Genomic DNA, 14,657 nt, shown 5'->3' on the forward strand with positions numbered 1-14,657 from the left:
TTAAAGCGATTCCAGGCAGCCGGCCAGGTCATTGCCCAACTTTTCCAACACCTGCTCATAGCCCTGGGCCGTAGCCGGGGTATAGCCACCCAACGCATCCAGCTCCGCCAACTTCACCGGCAACCCGGCAACCAGCGTCTCGGCCAATCGCGGCCGCAACGGCGGCTCGCTGAACACGCAGGTCTTACCCACCTCCTGCAAGCGCGTGCGCATCGCCGCTACATGCTGGGCGCCTGGCTGCACTTCGGCGGCCACGCTGAATACGCCGGTGTGCTTGAGGCCGTAAGCCTCTTCGAAGTAGTCAAACGCCTCATGGAATACGAAGTAAGGCTTGCCATCGACGCTCGCCAGTCGCTTTTTCAAGCGCGCATCCAACGCATCCAGGCGCTCACCAAAAGCTTTGGCATTGCTCTGATAACGCTCGGCGTTTGCAGGATCAGCCGCACTGAGGTCCGCAGCCATGCGCGTGGCGATTACCCGCGCGTTCACCGTTGACAACCATAAATGCGCATCGACGCTGCCAGGTCGATGATCATGGTCATGCTCGTCGGCATCGTCGGCGTGGGAATGGCTATCTTCGCCGAAAATACGTAATTTCATCCCTGGCAGGTCCTGGACGGCCACGGTAGCGGTCGTACGGCCTTTCAACACGCGGGGCAGAAAGGTCTCCATATCCGGCCCGATCCAATACAACAGGTCCACCGACTGTACGCGCCGTACGTCGGATGGGCGCAAAGCGAAGTTATGCGGCGATGCGCCCGGCGGCAGCAACACCTCTGGAACGGCTACTCCATCCTGCACGGCAGCGGCAATCAGCTGCAACGGCTTGATGCTCGTCAGCACCTTGACCTCGGCCTGGGCGGCACTCGCGACGAACAAACTGGTGACAAATACGACAAAAACGGCAAAAAGTCGGGACACGATGACCACTCGATGGCGTAGGAACGGGTAACATAATAACGTCTCTATCAAATATCTGTCGCCGCTCATGCCTAAAACACCGCTTGCCAGCCGTCCCCACGACCACTCTCACTGCGTGCACACCGCATTGTCGGAGGCCGATACCCTGTGCGCGCAGAAGGGCTTACGCCTGACCGCCTTGCGTCGCCGGGTATTGGAGCTGGTGTGGCAGAGCCACAAGCCGCTGGGCGCATACGACATTCTTGGCGTACTCAGCGAGCAGGACGGCCGTCGCGCCGCGCCGCCTACCGTATACCGCGCGCTGGATTTCCTGCTGGAAAACGGCCTGGTGCACCGTATCGCCTCGCTCAACGCCTTCGTCGGTTGCAACCACCCGGAGCACGCGCATCAGGGTCAGTTCCTGATCTGCCGCGAATGCCACGCCGCCATCGAGCTTGAACAAAAAAGCATCAGTGACGCCATTATCAATAGTTCTGCCGAGGTCGGCTTCAAGGTCGAAGGGCAAACGGTCGAAGTAGTCGGCCTGTGCGCGGGCTGCCAGGGGGCTTGATGAGCAACGCCTTAATCCGCCTGGAGCAGGTCGGCGTCACATTCGCCGGGCAAAAGGTGCTGGACAACATCGCACTGAGCGTGGAGCCGGGGCAAATCGTCACCTTGATCGGCCCCAATGGCGCCGGCAAGACCACCCTGGTGCGCGCCGTACTCGGCTTGCTCAAGCCCGACAACGGAAGTGTGTGGCGCAAGCCAAAGCTGCGCGTGGGCTATATGCCGCAAAAGCTGCATGTGGACCCGACATTGCCGCTGTCCGTATTGCGCTTCCTGCGCCTGGTGCCCGGTGTCGACCGCGCCCGAGCACAGGCCGCGCTCAAGGAAGTGGGTGCCGAGCAAGTGATCGACAGCCCGGTACAAAGCATCTCAGGCGGCGAAATGCAGCGTGTGCTGCTGGCCCGCGCCTTGTTGCGCGAGCCAGAGTTGCTGGTGCTCGATGAACCCGTACAAGGCGTCGACGTCGCCGGTCAGGCCGAGCTGTACAGCCTGATCACCCGCCTGCGCGACCGCCATGGCTGCGGCGTGCTGATGGTCTCCCACGACCTGCACCTGGTGATGAGCACCACCGACCAGGTTGTCTGCCTCAACCGCCACGTATGCTGCTCCGGGCATCCGGAACAGGTCAGTAGCGACCCGGCTTTCGTCGAGCTGTTCGGCAAGAATGCCCAGAGCCTGGCGATCTACCACCACCATCACGACCACGCTCATGACCTGCATGGTGCCGTCGTCGATACTCCCCACGTTCACGGAGATAGCTGCAAGCATGGCTGATTTTCTGCTCTACGCCCTGCTGGCAGGCTTGGCTCTGGCGCTGGTGGCGGGCCCATTGGGCTCGTTCGTGGTCTGGCGGCGCATGGCCTATTTCGGCGACACCTTGTCCCATGCCGCGCTGCTGGGCGTGGCCATGGGCTTCTTGCTGGATGTAAGCCCGACCATCGCCGTGACCGTGGGCTGCCTATTGCTGGCGGTGCTGCTGGTAACCCTGCAACAGCGCCAGCCACTGGCCTCCGACACGTTGCTGGGCATCCTCGCGCCGAGCACCCTGTCCCTGGGCCTGGTGGTGCTGAGCTTCATGCATGAAGTGCGCATAGACCTGATGGCTTATCTATTCGGGGACTTGCTGGCGATCAGCCCGACCGACCTGGCCTGGATCCTCGGCGGTAGCGCGGCCGTGCTGATCCTGCTGCTGACCCTGTGGCGACCGTTGCTGGCGATCACCGTGCATGAAGAGCTGGCCACGGTAGAAGGCTTGCCGGTGCCTGCCCTGCGCATGGCCCTGATGTTGTTGATTGCGGTGGTGATTGCTGTCGCGATGAAGATAGTCGGCGTATTGTTGATCACGTCGCTGCTGATCATTCCCGCCGCCGCCGCCCAGCGCCATGCTCGCTCCCCGGAGCAGATGGCAATCGGCGCCAGCTTCCTGGGGATGCTGGCAGTGTGCGGGGGCCTGGCGCTGTCATGGTTCAAGGACACCCCGGCCGGACCGTCGATTGTGGTGACGGCGGCCGCCCTGTTTCTGCTGAGTTTTGTCCTGCCCCGTCGAGGGGTGTAGACTTGCTCGCTTTTTGCGCAAATAGAGAGTCGCAGGAATGAAGCCGTTCACCTCCCGTTATCTGCTCCTTGCCGCATTTTCCCTGCTGCTGGGCGCCTGTCAAAGCACACCGCCCGCCGCCCCCGAGGCGCCGGACGCACGCGCTGCGGCTATCGCACAGCTGGAGCAAAACCTGGCCAGCAACGAGCTGGCCACCGCCGAAGACCAGCTCGCGGCGTTGCAGGCGCAGTCGCCCAACGACCCAGCCCTTGAGCCTTACCAACGGCAACTGGCCGAAGCCTACTTGCAACGCAGCCAGATCGTGCTGCAAAAAGGCGACGTCAACGCCGCCGCAACAGCCCTGAGTCGTGCCCGTGCGCTGATGCCCAAGGCGCCCGCACTGACCGGTGGCGTCAACAGCGCCATCAGCCATGCGCGCAAAGCTGAATTGGATCAGGCAGAAGCCGCGCTGAAAGCCGCCGAAGCCAAGCCCGCGGCCAAAGTCATCGACCCGGCGGCGCCCAGCACCACTGTGGCGCTGAACCTCGCGGATATCGACGACATGCGTCATCAATTGGATGCCATCGCTACCGACGTGGTGAATTACCAGTGCGACGTCAGCATTCAGGTGCCGCGCACCCAGGATTACCCGTGGTTGGCCACGTTATTGACCAAACGGGTGAAGCGGATTGATTCGGGGTATGACCTAAAGATTCACCGGCAGATTTTGAAACATATTCCGGCGCAAGTTGTGCTGATTCCGCGCAAGGCGGACTAAAAGCATCGGGGGCAAGTCGAATCGTCACACCGCCCCGCCCACATTTGAATTGTGAATACATTCAAGTGTGGGAGGGGCTTGCCCCCGATAGCGGTCTAACCTACAGCAGACAACTTAAGCCGGAATCGCCTTGGCCTTAGGCTCCCGCTCCCAAACCCGATGCTGAGCAATCGCAGCAAAGAACGCCTTGAACGCCTTGGCATCCGCTCCCACGATCAACCCGGCATCCGCCTCCAGTTTCAGCAGGTCCAGCAATGGCTTCGCGTCGCTGGCCGCTGCAATCGCCTTCAGGTGCTTGTAAGCTTCGAGCACGTAATGCAACGCCACACCATCACCGCTCAGTGCTTTGACCGACTCTGCGCCGCCTGGGATAAACACCGCATCAAAGGCAATGGACGGCATGCCTTCCATCGATGCATCCACTTTCAGGCTCTTGCCATCGGCAGTCGTCACCGGCGCCGAGGTAGGCCCCAGCAGCTTGGCGTGTGCGCCCTCAGCCTCCAGCGCCTTGGTTAACGCGGCAATCGCTGCGCCGTCCACGCCATTGGCGGCAAGAATCGCCACTTTGCGCGTCTTGATATCACCCGACAGCAAGTTCACCTGGCTCAACGCTGGTGATTCCTTCAGCGATGTCTCACGCGCAGGGACTGTGCCTTTAGTCGGCACCGGCACGCCCAGGTTCTGCGCAACGCGCTTGGCCAGTTCCAGATCGATATTGGCCAGAATTTCATTCACCTGGCGGGCACGGATGAACTCACGCTCCACCTTGCCCAACTCGAAGCTATAGGCCGCGATGATGTGCTCCTTCTCGTGATGACTCATGCTGTTGTAAAACAGCGTGGCCTGGGAGAAGTGATCACCAAACGATTCACTGCGCTCACGTACTTTGTTGGCGTCGACACGCTCGTAATAGGTTTCGAAACCACCATCCTGTGGCGCAGGCGGGGTTTCTTTCGGCCAACCGCCGTCGATCGAGTTCGGCTCGTACGAAGCACGGCCTTTGTCGATGACCGTACGATGCTGTGCGTCGCGCTGGCCGTTATGGAAAGGCACCACAGGCCGGTTGATCGGAATCTCGTGGAAGTTCGGCCCGCCCAGACGGCTGATCTGGGTATCCGTGTAGGAGAAGAGACGGCCTTGCAGCAGCGGGTCGTTGGTAAAGTCGATGCCCGGCACGATATGGCCTGGGCAGAACGCGACCTGCTCTACCTCAGCGAAGAAGTTATCCGGGTTGCGGTTGAGTACCATCTTGCCCAGCGGCGTGATCGGCACCAGCTCCTCGGGAATAATCTTGGTGGGGTCGAGCAGGTCGAAATCGAACTTGTGTTCGTCTTCTTCCGCCACGATCTGTACACCCAGTTCCCACTCGGGATAGTCGCCGCTTTCAATCGATTCCCATAGGTCACGACGGTGGTAGTCGGTATCTTTACCGGCAAGCTTCTGCGCTTCGTCCCACACCAGGGAGCAGGTGCCCACCTTCGGCCGCCAGTGGAATTTGACGAAGCTGGATTTGCCCTCGGTATTGATCAGGCGGAAGGTGTGCACGCCAAATCCCTGCATGGCCCGCAGGCTCTTCGGAATGGCCCGGTCAGACATGGCCCAGATCACCATGTGCGCCGACTCCGGCTGCAGAGAAACGAAATCCCAGAACGTATCGTGGGCCGAGCCGCCGGTAGGAATTTCGTTATGGGGTTCAGGTTTTACCGCATGTACAAAGTCGGGAAACTTGATCGCGTCCTGGATGAAGAATACCGGCATGTTGTTGCCGACCAGATCAAAGTTGCCTTCCTCGGTGAAGAATTTCACGGCAAAGCCACGTACATCACGTACGGTATCACCAGAGCCACGCGGGCCCTGCACCGTGGAAAATCGCGCGAACACCGGGGTCTTGTGCTCCGGGGTACGTAGGAAACCCGCCTTGGTCAGTGCCGAATGGTCCCCATAGGATTGGAAATAACCGTGAGCACCCGTACCGCGAGCATGCACGATGCGCTCCGGGATACGTTCATGGTCAAAATGCGTGATTTTTTCACGCATGATGAAGTCTTCCAGCAACGAAGGGCCACGGGCGCCGACTTTGAGGGTGTTCTGGTTATCGGCAATCTTTACGCCTTGGTTGGTGCGCAAGGCCTGGCCGGTCGCATCGGAACGGAATTCTTCCAGGGCCTGCAGCTTGGCGTTGGTGTTGCCACGATCCAGGGTATCAGTACCCGCGACTTCACTCTTTGCCGGGGTGGCTGGCTTGTTGATACTCATCAGTCAAAACTCCTTATTCAAAGTGGCCAGAGCGGTCCCCGGCTCGTTTGAGCAAAACCCCAGGCACGGCACCTGAGAAATCGAGTTGCTTAAGTAATGACTGACGCGGTTTTGCACCGTTCCTTTTTTATGACCTTTGATCGCGTTATTGCCAAATGACTGGATGAATGCGAAATAAATGCTAAGAAACGCTATACGGACAGGCTAAAATGCGCGCCCGGCTAACCGCTGATCCCTTTTCAATGCGCCCCACAAGGTTCGCTACGTGATCGAGTTTCAAAACGTTCATAAAACCTACCGCGTCGCCGGTAAGGATATCCCCGCACTGCACTCCACCAGCCTGCGCGTCGAGAACGGCCAGGTGTTTGGCCTGATTGGCCATTCGGGTGCAGGTAAAAGCACCCTGCTGCGCCTGATAAACCGCCTGGAAGAGCCCAGCGGTGGTCAGATCACCGTGGATGGCGAAGAAGTCACCGCCCTGGACGCCAACGGCCTGCGCCGTTTCCGCCAGCAGGTCGGCATGATCTTCCAGCACTTCAACCTGCTGGCGTCCAAGACCGTCGCCGACAACGTGGCGCTGCCGCTGACCCTGGCCGGTGAGCTGTCGCGCAAGGCCATCGACCAACGCGTCGCCGAACTGCTCGCGCGCGTCGGCCTGTCGGACCATGCCAAAAAGTACCCGGCGCAGTTGTCCGGTGGCCAGAAGCAGCGCGTCGGCATCGCACGTGCCTTGGCGACCAAACCAAAAATCCTGCTGTGCGACGAAGCCACCAGTGCCCTGGACCCGCAAACCACCGCGTCGGTCCTGCAACTGCTGGCCGAAATCAACCGCGAGCTGAACCTGACCATCGTGCTGATCACTCATGAAATGGATGTGATCCGCCGCGTGTGCGACCAGGTCGCCGTGATGGACGCGGGCGTGATCGTCGAGCAAGGCTCGGTGGCTGAGGTGTTCCTGCACCCCAAGCACCCGACCACCAAACGCTTCGTGCAAGAAGCCGAACAGGTCGACGAAGGCGAGCAGCATGACGACTTCGCCCATGTACCGGGTCGCATCGTGCGCCTGACATTCCAGGGCGAAGCGACCTACGCGCCATTGTTGGGTACTGTCGCCCGGGAAACAGGCGTGGACTACAGCATTCTTGCTGGCCGTATCGACCGCATCAAAGACATCCCCTACGGGCAACTGACCCTCGCTGTCACCGGTGGTGATATGGAAGCCGCGTTTGCGCGCTTCACCGCCGCGGACGTTCACATGGAGGTCCTGCGCTGATGGACGTTTTCCTGAGTTTCTTTGCCAACATCGACTGGTCGGAAATCTGGCTCGCCACCGGCGACACCATGACCATGCTGTTCGGCTCGCTGTTCTTCACCGTGCTGCTGGGCCTGCCCCTGGGCGTACTGCTGTTCCTGACCAGCCCGCGCCAACTGTTCGAACAGAAAGGCCTGTATGCGCTGCTGTCGCTGATCGTGAATATCCTGCGCTCGCTGCCGTTCATCATCCTGCTGATCGTGATGATCCCGTTCACCGTACTGATCACCGGCACGTCGCTGGGTGTCGCCGGAGCAATTCCGCCACTGGTCGTGGGTGCCACCCCATTCTTTGCGCGCCTGGTGGAAACCGCCCTGCGTGAAGTGGACCGTGGCATCATCGAAGCCACCCAATCCATGGGCGCCAGCACGCGCCAAATCATCACTAACGCCCTGCTGCCCGAAGCCCGCCCCGGCATTTTCGCAGCGATTACCGTCACGGCGATTACACTGGTTTCCTACACGGCCATGGCCGGTGTCGTAGGTGCCGGGGGCCTGGGTGACCTGGCGATCCGCTTCGGCTACCAGCGTTTCCAGACTGATGTGATGGTGGTTACCGTGGTGATGCTGTTGATCCTGGTGCAAATTCTGCAAACCGTCGGCGACAGGCTGGTGGTGCACTTTTCTCGAAAATAACGGCCATTGCCGGCCCAGAGCCGGCAGATGCCCGAACAAGGAGCTTGCTGGATGAAAAAACTACTGGTTGCCTTCGCTGCCGTTGCCGCGTTTTCCGCCCATGCCGAGACTATCAAGGTCGCGGCCTCGCCGGTGCCTCATGCGGAAATCCTCGAATTCGTGAAGCCTGCCCTTGCCAAAGAAGGCGTGGACTTGCAGGTCAAAGTCTTCACCGACTACGTGCAACCCAACGTGCAAGTCGCCGAAAAGCGCCTGGACGCCAACTTCTTCCAGCACCAGCCGTACCTGGATGAGTTCAATAAGGCCAAGGGTACTCACCTGGTGAGCGTTGGCGGCGTGCACCTGGAACCTCTGGGCGCCTACTCCAGCAAGTACAAGAAACTGGACGAGCTGCCAAGCGGCGCCAATGTGGTGATCCCGAACGACGCCACCAACGGCGGTCGTGCGCTGTTGCTGCTGGCCAAGAACGGCCTGATCACCCTGAAGGACCCGACCGACATCCTGTCGACCATCAAGGACATCACCGAGAACCCGAAAAACCTGAAATTCCGCGAACTGGAAGCCGCCACCTTGCCACGCGTGCTGACCCAGGTCGACCTGGCGCTGATCAACACCAACTACGCCCTGGAAGCCAAGCTGGATCCATCCAAGGACGCCCTGATAATCGAAGGCAGCGACTCGCCTTACGTGAACATCCTGGTGACCCGCGAAGACAACAAGGATTCGGACGCAGTGAAGAAGCTGGTTGCAGCCCTGCACACGCCTGAAGTGAAAAAATTCATCGAAGAGAAGTACAAAGGCGCGATCAAGCCAGCGTTCTGATCCGCCTCGATCTCCAAAACACTGAAAATCAAAAATGTGGGAGGGGGCTTGCCCCAATGCTGGTCTGTAGGAGCGAGCTTGCTCGCGAAAAACGTCAACGATAACGCGTGCTGCCTGAATAAACGCGGCGCTTTGAGTTCTTCGCGAGCAAGCTCGCTCCTACAAAATCGGCTTTATGTGGCTGCTACTTGCGTTGTAGCAAGCCTGGCAACTGCGCCACTAGCTTCTGGTTGTTCAACGGCGCACGGATAAACCCACGCTGGGTACCGTCCGGACCGATCAGCGCCAGGTTGCCGCTGTGGTCGACGGTGTAGTTCGGCTTGCTGGTATCCGCCGGAATGAAGGGAATGCTCACCGCATTCGAGACCTTCTGCACATCCTCTACAGTAGCGCCGGTCAGGCCCTCGAATTGCGGATCGAAGTAGCCCAGGTATTGCTTGAGCTGCGTCGGGGTATCGCGGTTCGGATCGACGCTGACCAGGATCACCTGAAAATTATCCACAGCCTCTTTGGGCAGCTCGCTCTTGATCTGGCGCAGTTGGGCGAGGGTGGTCGGGCAAATATCCGGGCAGAAGGTATAGCCGAAGAACAGCAGGCTCCACTTGCCTTTCAACTCATTGACCAGCACCGGCTGGCCGTCCTGGTTGGTCATGCTCACCGGCGGTAACTGGCGGCTCTGCGGCAACAGGATGATGCCAGCGTCGATCAGCGCGGTGGGATCGCCCTGGCCTTTGCCCGAGAGCACTTTGTTGACGGTCAGGCCCATGATCAACGCCACCAGGGCCACGAGGATGAAGACGGTTTTTTGAGTTCGAGTCATAGGTTCAACAGTAGGTAGTGGTCTACGAGCAGGGCGATAAACAACAGGAACAGGTACCAGATAGAGTACTTGAACGTGTTGATCGCCGCGTGCGGCTTGCTGCCACGGTACAGCACCCAGGCCCATTGCAGAAAGCGCGCTCCCAATACCAAGGCACAAGCCAGGTAGAGCAAGCCGCTCATATGAATGACGTAGGGCAACAGGCTCACCGCCAGCAAAGCAAAGGTATACAGCAGGATATGCACCTTGGTGTAGTGCTCGCCATGGGTGACCGGCAGCATCGGAATGTCAGCCTTGGCATATTCCTCTTTTCGGTGGATGGCCAGGGCCCAGAAGTGTGGCGGGGTCCAGGCGAAGATGATCAGTACCAGCAGCAAGGGTTCGGCGCTGACGTGCCCGGTAACGGCAACCCAACCCAGCAGCGGCGGTGCAGCACCGGCCAGGCCACCGATAACGATATTCTGCGGCGTCGCACGCTTGAGAAAACCGGTGTAGATCACCGCGTAACCAAGCAGCGAAGCCAACGTTAACCAGGCCGCCAGCGGGTTGGTGAATGCCAGCAGCAGGGCCAATCCGGCAACAGCCAGAAACAATGCAAAGGCTAACGCCGCAATTGGCGATACACGCCCCTCGGCCATCGGGCGTTTATGCGTTCGCGCCATCACCGCATCAATTCGCCGATCGACTACATGGTTCACCGCCGCCGCACCGCCCGCACACAGGGCAATGCCCAGGTTGCCAAACACCAGCACCGTCCATGGCACCCCGGCGCGGGTGGCGAGGAACATGCCCACCAGCGAGGTGATCAGCATCAGCACCACTACCTTCGGCTTGGTCAGCTCCAGGTAGTCACGCCAGATCGCCTGATCCTGACGTGCGCCGATCAAGGTCGCCATGGCATCTCTCCTTTAATGGTGATCAGGCCTGAAACCCGTTTGCGCGGACTGAAACGCCAGCCGAACGGTAGCGGGTGGCGAACCCGGACCAGGCTGGTACGGGCGTGGTAATTGACCAGTACCAAGGTCAGTAACAACGCCGCTCCACCCGCGTTATGCCCCACCGCCACGGGCAACGGCAGGCCGAAAGCCACATTGCTCACCCCCAGGCTGATTTGCGCAGCCAGGGCGATCAACAGCAAACCCGCCAGCCGCGTCATGCCCACGACACGCAGTTGCCAGGCCAGGCCCAGCAGCACCAGGGTCACCAGTACGGCGCCGATGCGATGGGTCAGGTGGATCGCCGTGCGCGCCTCGCTGTCGAGCTGGCCGCCCAGGTAATTGGGGCCGATGTGCTGGGTCAGGTGAAACCCATTGGCAAAATCCGCCGCCGGCCACCATTGGCCGTGGCAGGTCGGCAGATCGACACAGGCCACGGCCGCGTAGTTGGAACTGACCCAACCACCCAGCGCGATCTGCCCGATCACCAGCACCAAGCCCGCCGTCGCCCAATATTGCAGGCGCTTGGGCACGATCAGCGCCGGCAGCACGCCAGATAAACGCAGGGTCAGCAAAAACAGCAGGCTCAAGGTCGCAAAGCCACCCAGCAGATGCCCGGTGACGACTTGCGGCCACAGCTTCAAGGTCACCGTCCACATGCCAAAGGCGGCCTGGGCAAATACCACCGCCAACACAAACAAGGGCAATTTCACCGGCTGGCCCGGGTCACGCCGATGGCTCCACGAGCGCGCCGCCAACAGCGCAATCAATAGCCCCAGGCTGCCAGCGAAGTAGCGATGGGTCATCTCGGCCCAGCCTTTGTCAGCCTCTACCGGTGTGTCGGGAAAATGCAGTTCGGCATGGGCCAGCTGGGCTTCGCTGTTGGGCACGCTGATAAAACCGTAGCAACCCGGCCAATCCGGGCAGCCCAGGCCGGCGTGAGTCAGGCGCGTGTAGGCACCGAGCAGTACGACAACCAGCGCCAGCAACGTGGCAAACAGCGCGAGGCGAAATCCAGGCTTGGCCATGACGATGCCCTTATCCGATATTCGAGAGTTTCAGCAGCAGGCGCAGGTCGTTGAGCAAGTCCTTGCCCTTGACCTTGGCGTCGTAGCGCAGCACCAGGTTGCCATGGGGATCGACGATCCACAGCTGCGCCTCACCGGGGGCGGCAGCGCTCTTGGTAAAGGTCGGCAGATCCAGCGGGTAACGCTGCAGTTGTGGGTATTCGGCCTTGAGCTTGGCGTCGTATTGCGCAGCGACAGGCTGCGCGCTGGCCAAGGCGTGGCTGGCACGGGAGGCTTCGCGACCGAGGCCGATCTGCAGTTGCCGAGCGAGGTAGACCAATTGTTGGCAATCGGCAGCGCACGTGGCAGGGGCAGTAACCAGCAGCTGCCAGCGATCTTCATCTGCCTGTACGCCGATGTCGGCACGGGTCTGGCCGTTGCCAATCAGTTCGCCATGGTAGCTGCGACTGTCTGGAACCCAGAATTGCAGCTTGTACATCAGGGTCGCCAGCACCATCGGGCCGACCACCATGAGCAGGATCAGGACCAGTTGCCAGCGACCTTTGCGGCGGTCAGGCACCTCAGACATGTTGGGTGGATTCATGGCCGCTCCCATGGGGCTTCTCCTTTTTGTTGTGCCATCCGAAGTAGAGGTAAAGCACCAGCAACGCCAGTGCCATGGCAAACCACTGCACCGCATAGGCCAAGTGTTTTTCCGGGCCCATGGCGACGATTGGCCAAGTGGTGTCGTACGTACCAGGACCCGCTTCAGCGCGCAGTTCGTAGGCAAAACCGCTACGCCCCAACTCGTCCCACAGCGCGGCGGGATGCAGCGCGGTGAGCAGACGTGGCCATTGCGCGCTCGCAGGGTCGGCATGCAGTTGGAAAGTCTCGCCGGGGGCGACGTACACCCAGGCGTCGAGATTCACTGCCTGTTCAGGGGTGGAAAAAGCCGGCGGAGTACGCCGGTCAGGCCATGGCAGCCAGCCGCGGTTGAGCAATAACCATAGGCCGCTGGCCTGGTCGTGGAAGGGCTGCAGTAGCTCGACACCCGCCTTGCCGTCGCGCATACGGTTGTCCAGCAGCACGCTGTGCTCGGCATCGAATTGACCACGAAGATGGACGCGGCGAAAGGCAGGATCGGCCATGTCGTTGAGCTGCACGCTGTTCACCGGCTCGGCGGCGCGGCGCTCGGCATAGCTGTCCACCAGCAGCTGTTTTTCATGCCCTCGAGCCAGTTGCCAGAATCCCAGGCTCACCATCAATGGCAGCAACACCAGCACCACCAGCGTCGGCGCGATACCCGGACGAAAGCGCTGCACGGCACTGGCTATACTGGATCTCATCGCCCCTCCCCCTATAGCCCTGGAGCCAAACCATGCTCAAAGCAGCCATTGCCCTGATGCTGATCGCGACTGTCGTGAGCCTGTTCAGTGGCTTGTTCTTCCTGGTCAAGGACGAGGGCAACTCCAACCGCCTCGTCACTGCCTTGACCGTGCGCGTGGTACTGGCCGTGATCACCGTGGGCTTGATCGCCTGGGGCTTTTTCAGCGGCCAACTGGTCTCTCATGTGCCGTGGTAAACCACCTCACAGCACATAGACGAAGAAAAACAGCCCGATCCACACCACATCCACAAAGTGCCAATACCAACTGGCCGCCTCGAAACCAAACTGATGCTCGGCGTTGAAATGCCCGCGCAGGATGCGCATCAGCATCACAAACAAAATGATGGTGCCGATGGTCACGTGGGCACCGTGAAAGCCCGTGAGCATGAAGAAGGTTGCGCCGTACACGCCAGAGCCCAAGGTCAAGCCCAGCTCTTTATAGGCGTGGATGTACTCCTCAGCCTGAAAACCGAGAAACGCCAGGCCCAGCAGCACGGTGATCGCCAGCCAGATCTTCAGCGCACCGCGATGACCTTTACGCAGGGCATGGTGGGCGATGGTGATGGTCACGCTGGAGCTCACCAGCAAAATGGTGTTCACCAAGGGCAGGCCCCAAGGGCTGATGGTGCCTTTGGGCGCAGGGTAGAGCTTGGGATCGGGGTTGTTGAGCAGCGGCCAGGCAAATTCGAAATTCGGCCACAGCATATGGGCGATGCCTTTGGGGCCTTCGCCCGCCAGCCAGGGGCCCGCCCACACGCGTACATAGAACAGCGCACCAAAAAAGGCGATGAAGAACATCACCTCGGAAAAGATGAACCAGGTCATGCCCCAGCGAAACGAGCGATCCATCTGCGCGCTGTACAACCCGGCGCGGCTTTCCTTGATTACCGCGCCGAACCAGCCGAACAGCATGTAGGCCAGCAACAACCCGCCGACGAAAAAGATCCACGGGCCATGTGATTCCGGGCGCGCCGCCTTTAAGTCGTTGAACCATACGGCCAGGCCATACACCGTGACCAGCAGGCCAATCGTGGCAATTATCGGCCATTTGCTTTGCGCTGGTACGTAGTACGTATCATGAGTCGACATGTATTCGCTCTCCTGATTGAGGGGGCAAACAGTAGCTAGCCGCCGCTGTTCGCGGCCACCGGCGCTTGCCGCGCAGTGATGTCAAACAGCGTGTACGCCAGGGTCAAATGCTTCACATCCTTGGGCATGGCGCGGTCGACGATAAAACGCACCGGCATTTCGATACGCTCGCCTGGCTGCAGCACCTGCTGGGTAAAGCAAAAGCATTCGGTCTTGTGGAAATACATCGCCGCTTCGGCCGGGGAAATGCTCGGGATCGCCTGGGCCGTCATCGGCTTATTGGTGGGGTTGTGGGCCACGAACAGCATCTCGTTGACCGCCCCGGGGTTGACCACAATCTCATCGGCCTTGGAATGAAACTCCCAGACCATGTCGATGGCATTGGTTGACAGAAACTGCACCCGCACCTGGCGCGACGGGTCAACGATTTGCTCACCCTCGTACTGCCCGGCGGTCTTGCCGTTGATGCCGAATGCCTTGCACATCACGTCGTAGATCGGCACCAGGGCGAAGCCGAAGGCGAACATCGCCAGCACCAGGATCAGCAGGCGGGTGACCAGGCGTTTGATCGGCACAGAGTCAGACATGACGATCACCCGAGACGAACCAGGAAAG

Annotated in this window: 17 protein-coding genes; 8 read left to right on the plus strand and 9 right to left on the minus strand. The window is 60.3% G+C overall.

Features of this window, described 5'->3' with window-relative positions; translation table 11 throughout:
* Positions 1-930, minus strand: a complete 930-nt coding sequence (locus tag QZR30_RS03805) for a zinc ABC transporter substrate-binding protein ZnuA (RefSeq protein WP_046070276.1) — start codon at positions 928-930, stop codon at positions 1-3.
* 58 nt (positions 931-988) lie between these two features.
* Here QZR30_RS03805 and zur point away from each other — a divergent pair, with 58 nt between their 5' ends.
* From zur to QZR30_RS03825, 4 genes are read left to right on the plus strand one after another with little or no spacing between them, the layout of a single operon-like run.
* Positions 989-1,471 carry a zinc uptake transcriptional repressor Zur gene (gene zur / locus QZR30_RS03810; protein ID WP_068965885.1) on the plus strand — a complete coding sequence of 161 codons (483 nt, stop codon included), beginning with the start codon at positions 989-991 and terminating at the stop codon, positions 1,469-1,471.
* Positions 1,471-2,241: a zinc ABC transporter ATP-binding protein ZnuC gene (gene znuC / locus QZR30_RS03815; RefSeq protein WP_046070275.1), complete on the plus strand. Its 771-nt coding sequence runs from the start codon at positions 1,471-1,473 to the stop codon at positions 2,239-2,241. The genes zur and znuC overlap by 1 nt, the downstream gene beginning before the upstream one ends.
* Positions 2,234-3,022, plus strand: coding sequence for a zinc ABC transporter permease subunit ZnuB (znuB, locus tag QZR30_RS03820; protein WP_056847543.1), 789 nt, complete (start codon positions 2,234-2,236; stop codon positions 3,020-3,022). The genes znuC and znuB overlap by 8 nt, the downstream gene beginning before the upstream one ends.
* 37 nt (positions 3,023-3,059) lie before the next feature.
* A complete protein-coding gene (locus tag QZR30_RS03825) occupies positions 3,060-3,779 on the plus strand; it encodes a PA5502 family lipoprotein (protein ID WP_046070273.1) in 720 nt (239 codons plus the stop codon).
* Positions 3,780-3,893: 114 nt separating this feature from the next.
* Here QZR30_RS03825 and katE read toward each other — a convergent pair whose 3' ends face one another.
* Positions 3,894-6,035: a catalase HPII gene (katE, locus tag QZR30_RS03830; protein WP_068965883.1), complete on the minus strand. Its 2,142-nt coding sequence runs from the start codon at positions 6,033-6,035 to the stop codon at positions 3,894-3,896.
* Positions 6,036-6,300: 265 nt separating this feature from the next.
* Here katE and QZR30_RS03835 point away from each other — a divergent pair, with 265 nt between their 5' ends.
* The 3 genes from QZR30_RS03835 to QZR30_RS03845 are packed head-to-tail and all read left to right on the plus strand — an operon-like array spanning position 6,301 to position 8,804.
* Positions 6,301-7,308 (plus strand): methionine ABC transporter ATP-binding protein, encoded by a 1,008-nt coding sequence (locus tag QZR30_RS03835; RefSeq protein ID WP_059396782.1) that lies wholly within the window; start codon positions 6,301-6,303, stop codon positions 7,306-7,308.
* Positions 7,308-7,982, plus strand: coding sequence for a methionine ABC transporter permease (locus tag QZR30_RS03840; protein WP_005783435.1), 675 nt, complete (start codon positions 7,308-7,310; stop codon positions 7,980-7,982). Before QZR30_RS03835 ends, QZR30_RS03840 begins: the two co-directional genes overlap by 1 nt.
* A 51-nt stretch (positions 7,983-8,033) precedes the next feature.
* Positions 8,034-8,804, plus strand: coding sequence for a MetQ/NlpA family ABC transporter substrate-binding protein (locus QZR30_RS03845; RefSeq protein WP_046070270.1), 771 nt, complete (start codon positions 8,034-8,036; stop codon positions 8,802-8,804).
* A gap of 184 nt (positions 8,805-8,988) precedes the next feature.
* Here QZR30_RS03845 and QZR30_RS03850 read toward each other — a convergent pair whose 3' ends face one another.
* From QZR30_RS03850 to QZR30_RS03870, 5 genes are read right to left on the minus strand one after another with little or no spacing between them, the layout of a single operon-like run.
* Positions 8,989-9,624 carry an SCO family protein gene (locus tag QZR30_RS03850; protein WP_059396780.1) on the minus strand — a complete coding sequence of 212 codons (636 nt, stop codon included), beginning with the start codon at positions 9,622-9,624 and terminating at the stop codon, positions 8,989-8,991.
* Positions 9,621-10,520, minus strand: a complete 900-nt coding sequence (gene cyoE / locus QZR30_RS03855; RefSeq protein WP_056847541.1) for a heme o synthase — start codon at positions 10,518-10,520, stop codon at positions 9,621-9,623. The genes QZR30_RS03850 and cyoE overlap by 4 nt, the downstream gene beginning before the upstream one ends.
* Positions 10,508-11,587: a COX15/CtaA family protein gene (locus QZR30_RS03860; RefSeq protein ID WP_046070267.1), complete on the minus strand. Its 1,080-nt coding sequence runs from the start codon at positions 11,585-11,587 to the stop codon at positions 10,508-10,510. Before QZR30_RS03860 ends, cyoE begins: the two co-directional genes overlap by 13 nt.
* A gap of 10 nt (positions 11,588-11,597) precedes the next feature.
* Positions 11,598-12,182 (minus strand): hypothetical protein, encoded by a 585-nt coding sequence (locus QZR30_RS03865; RefSeq protein ID WP_056847539.1) that lies wholly within the window; start codon positions 12,180-12,182, stop codon positions 11,598-11,600.
* A complete protein-coding gene (locus QZR30_RS03870) occupies positions 12,148-12,912 on the minus strand; it encodes an SURF1 family protein (RefSeq protein ID WP_046070266.1) in 765 nt (254 codons plus the stop codon). Before QZR30_RS03870 ends, QZR30_RS03865 begins: the two co-directional genes overlap by 35 nt.
* A gap of 32 nt (positions 12,913-12,944) precedes the next feature.
* Between QZR30_RS03870 and QZR30_RS03875 the strand changes: the two genes are divergently transcribed.
* Positions 12,945-13,148: a twin transmembrane helix small protein gene (locus tag QZR30_RS03875; RefSeq protein WP_046070265.1), complete on the plus strand. Its 204-nt coding sequence runs from the start codon at positions 12,945-12,947 to the stop codon at positions 13,146-13,148.
* A 6-nt stretch (positions 13,149-13,154) separates the two neighbouring features.
* Here QZR30_RS03875 and QZR30_RS03880 read toward each other — a convergent pair whose 3' ends face one another.
* Together QZR30_RS03880 and QZR30_RS03885 are read right to left on the minus strand one after the other, a co-directional pair.
* Positions 13,155-14,042, minus strand: a complete 888-nt coding sequence (locus tag QZR30_RS03880) for a cytochrome c oxidase subunit 3 (RefSeq protein ID WP_043048310.1) — start codon at positions 14,040-14,042, stop codon at positions 13,155-13,157.
* Positions 14,043-14,077: 35 nt separating this feature from the next.
* Complete coding sequence (locus QZR30_RS03885) at positions 14,078-14,629, minus strand: cytochrome c oxidase assembly protein (RefSeq protein WP_046070263.1); 552 nt, start codon at positions 14,627-14,629, stop codon at positions 14,078-14,080.
* Positions 14,630-14,657 lie beyond the last annotated feature (28 nt).

The organism is Pseudomonas sp. rhizo25 (assembly GCF_031931935.1).
Lineage (GTDB): Bacteria > Pseudomonadota > Gammaproteobacteria > Pseudomonadales > Pseudomonadaceae > Aquipseudomonas > Aquipseudomonas synxantha.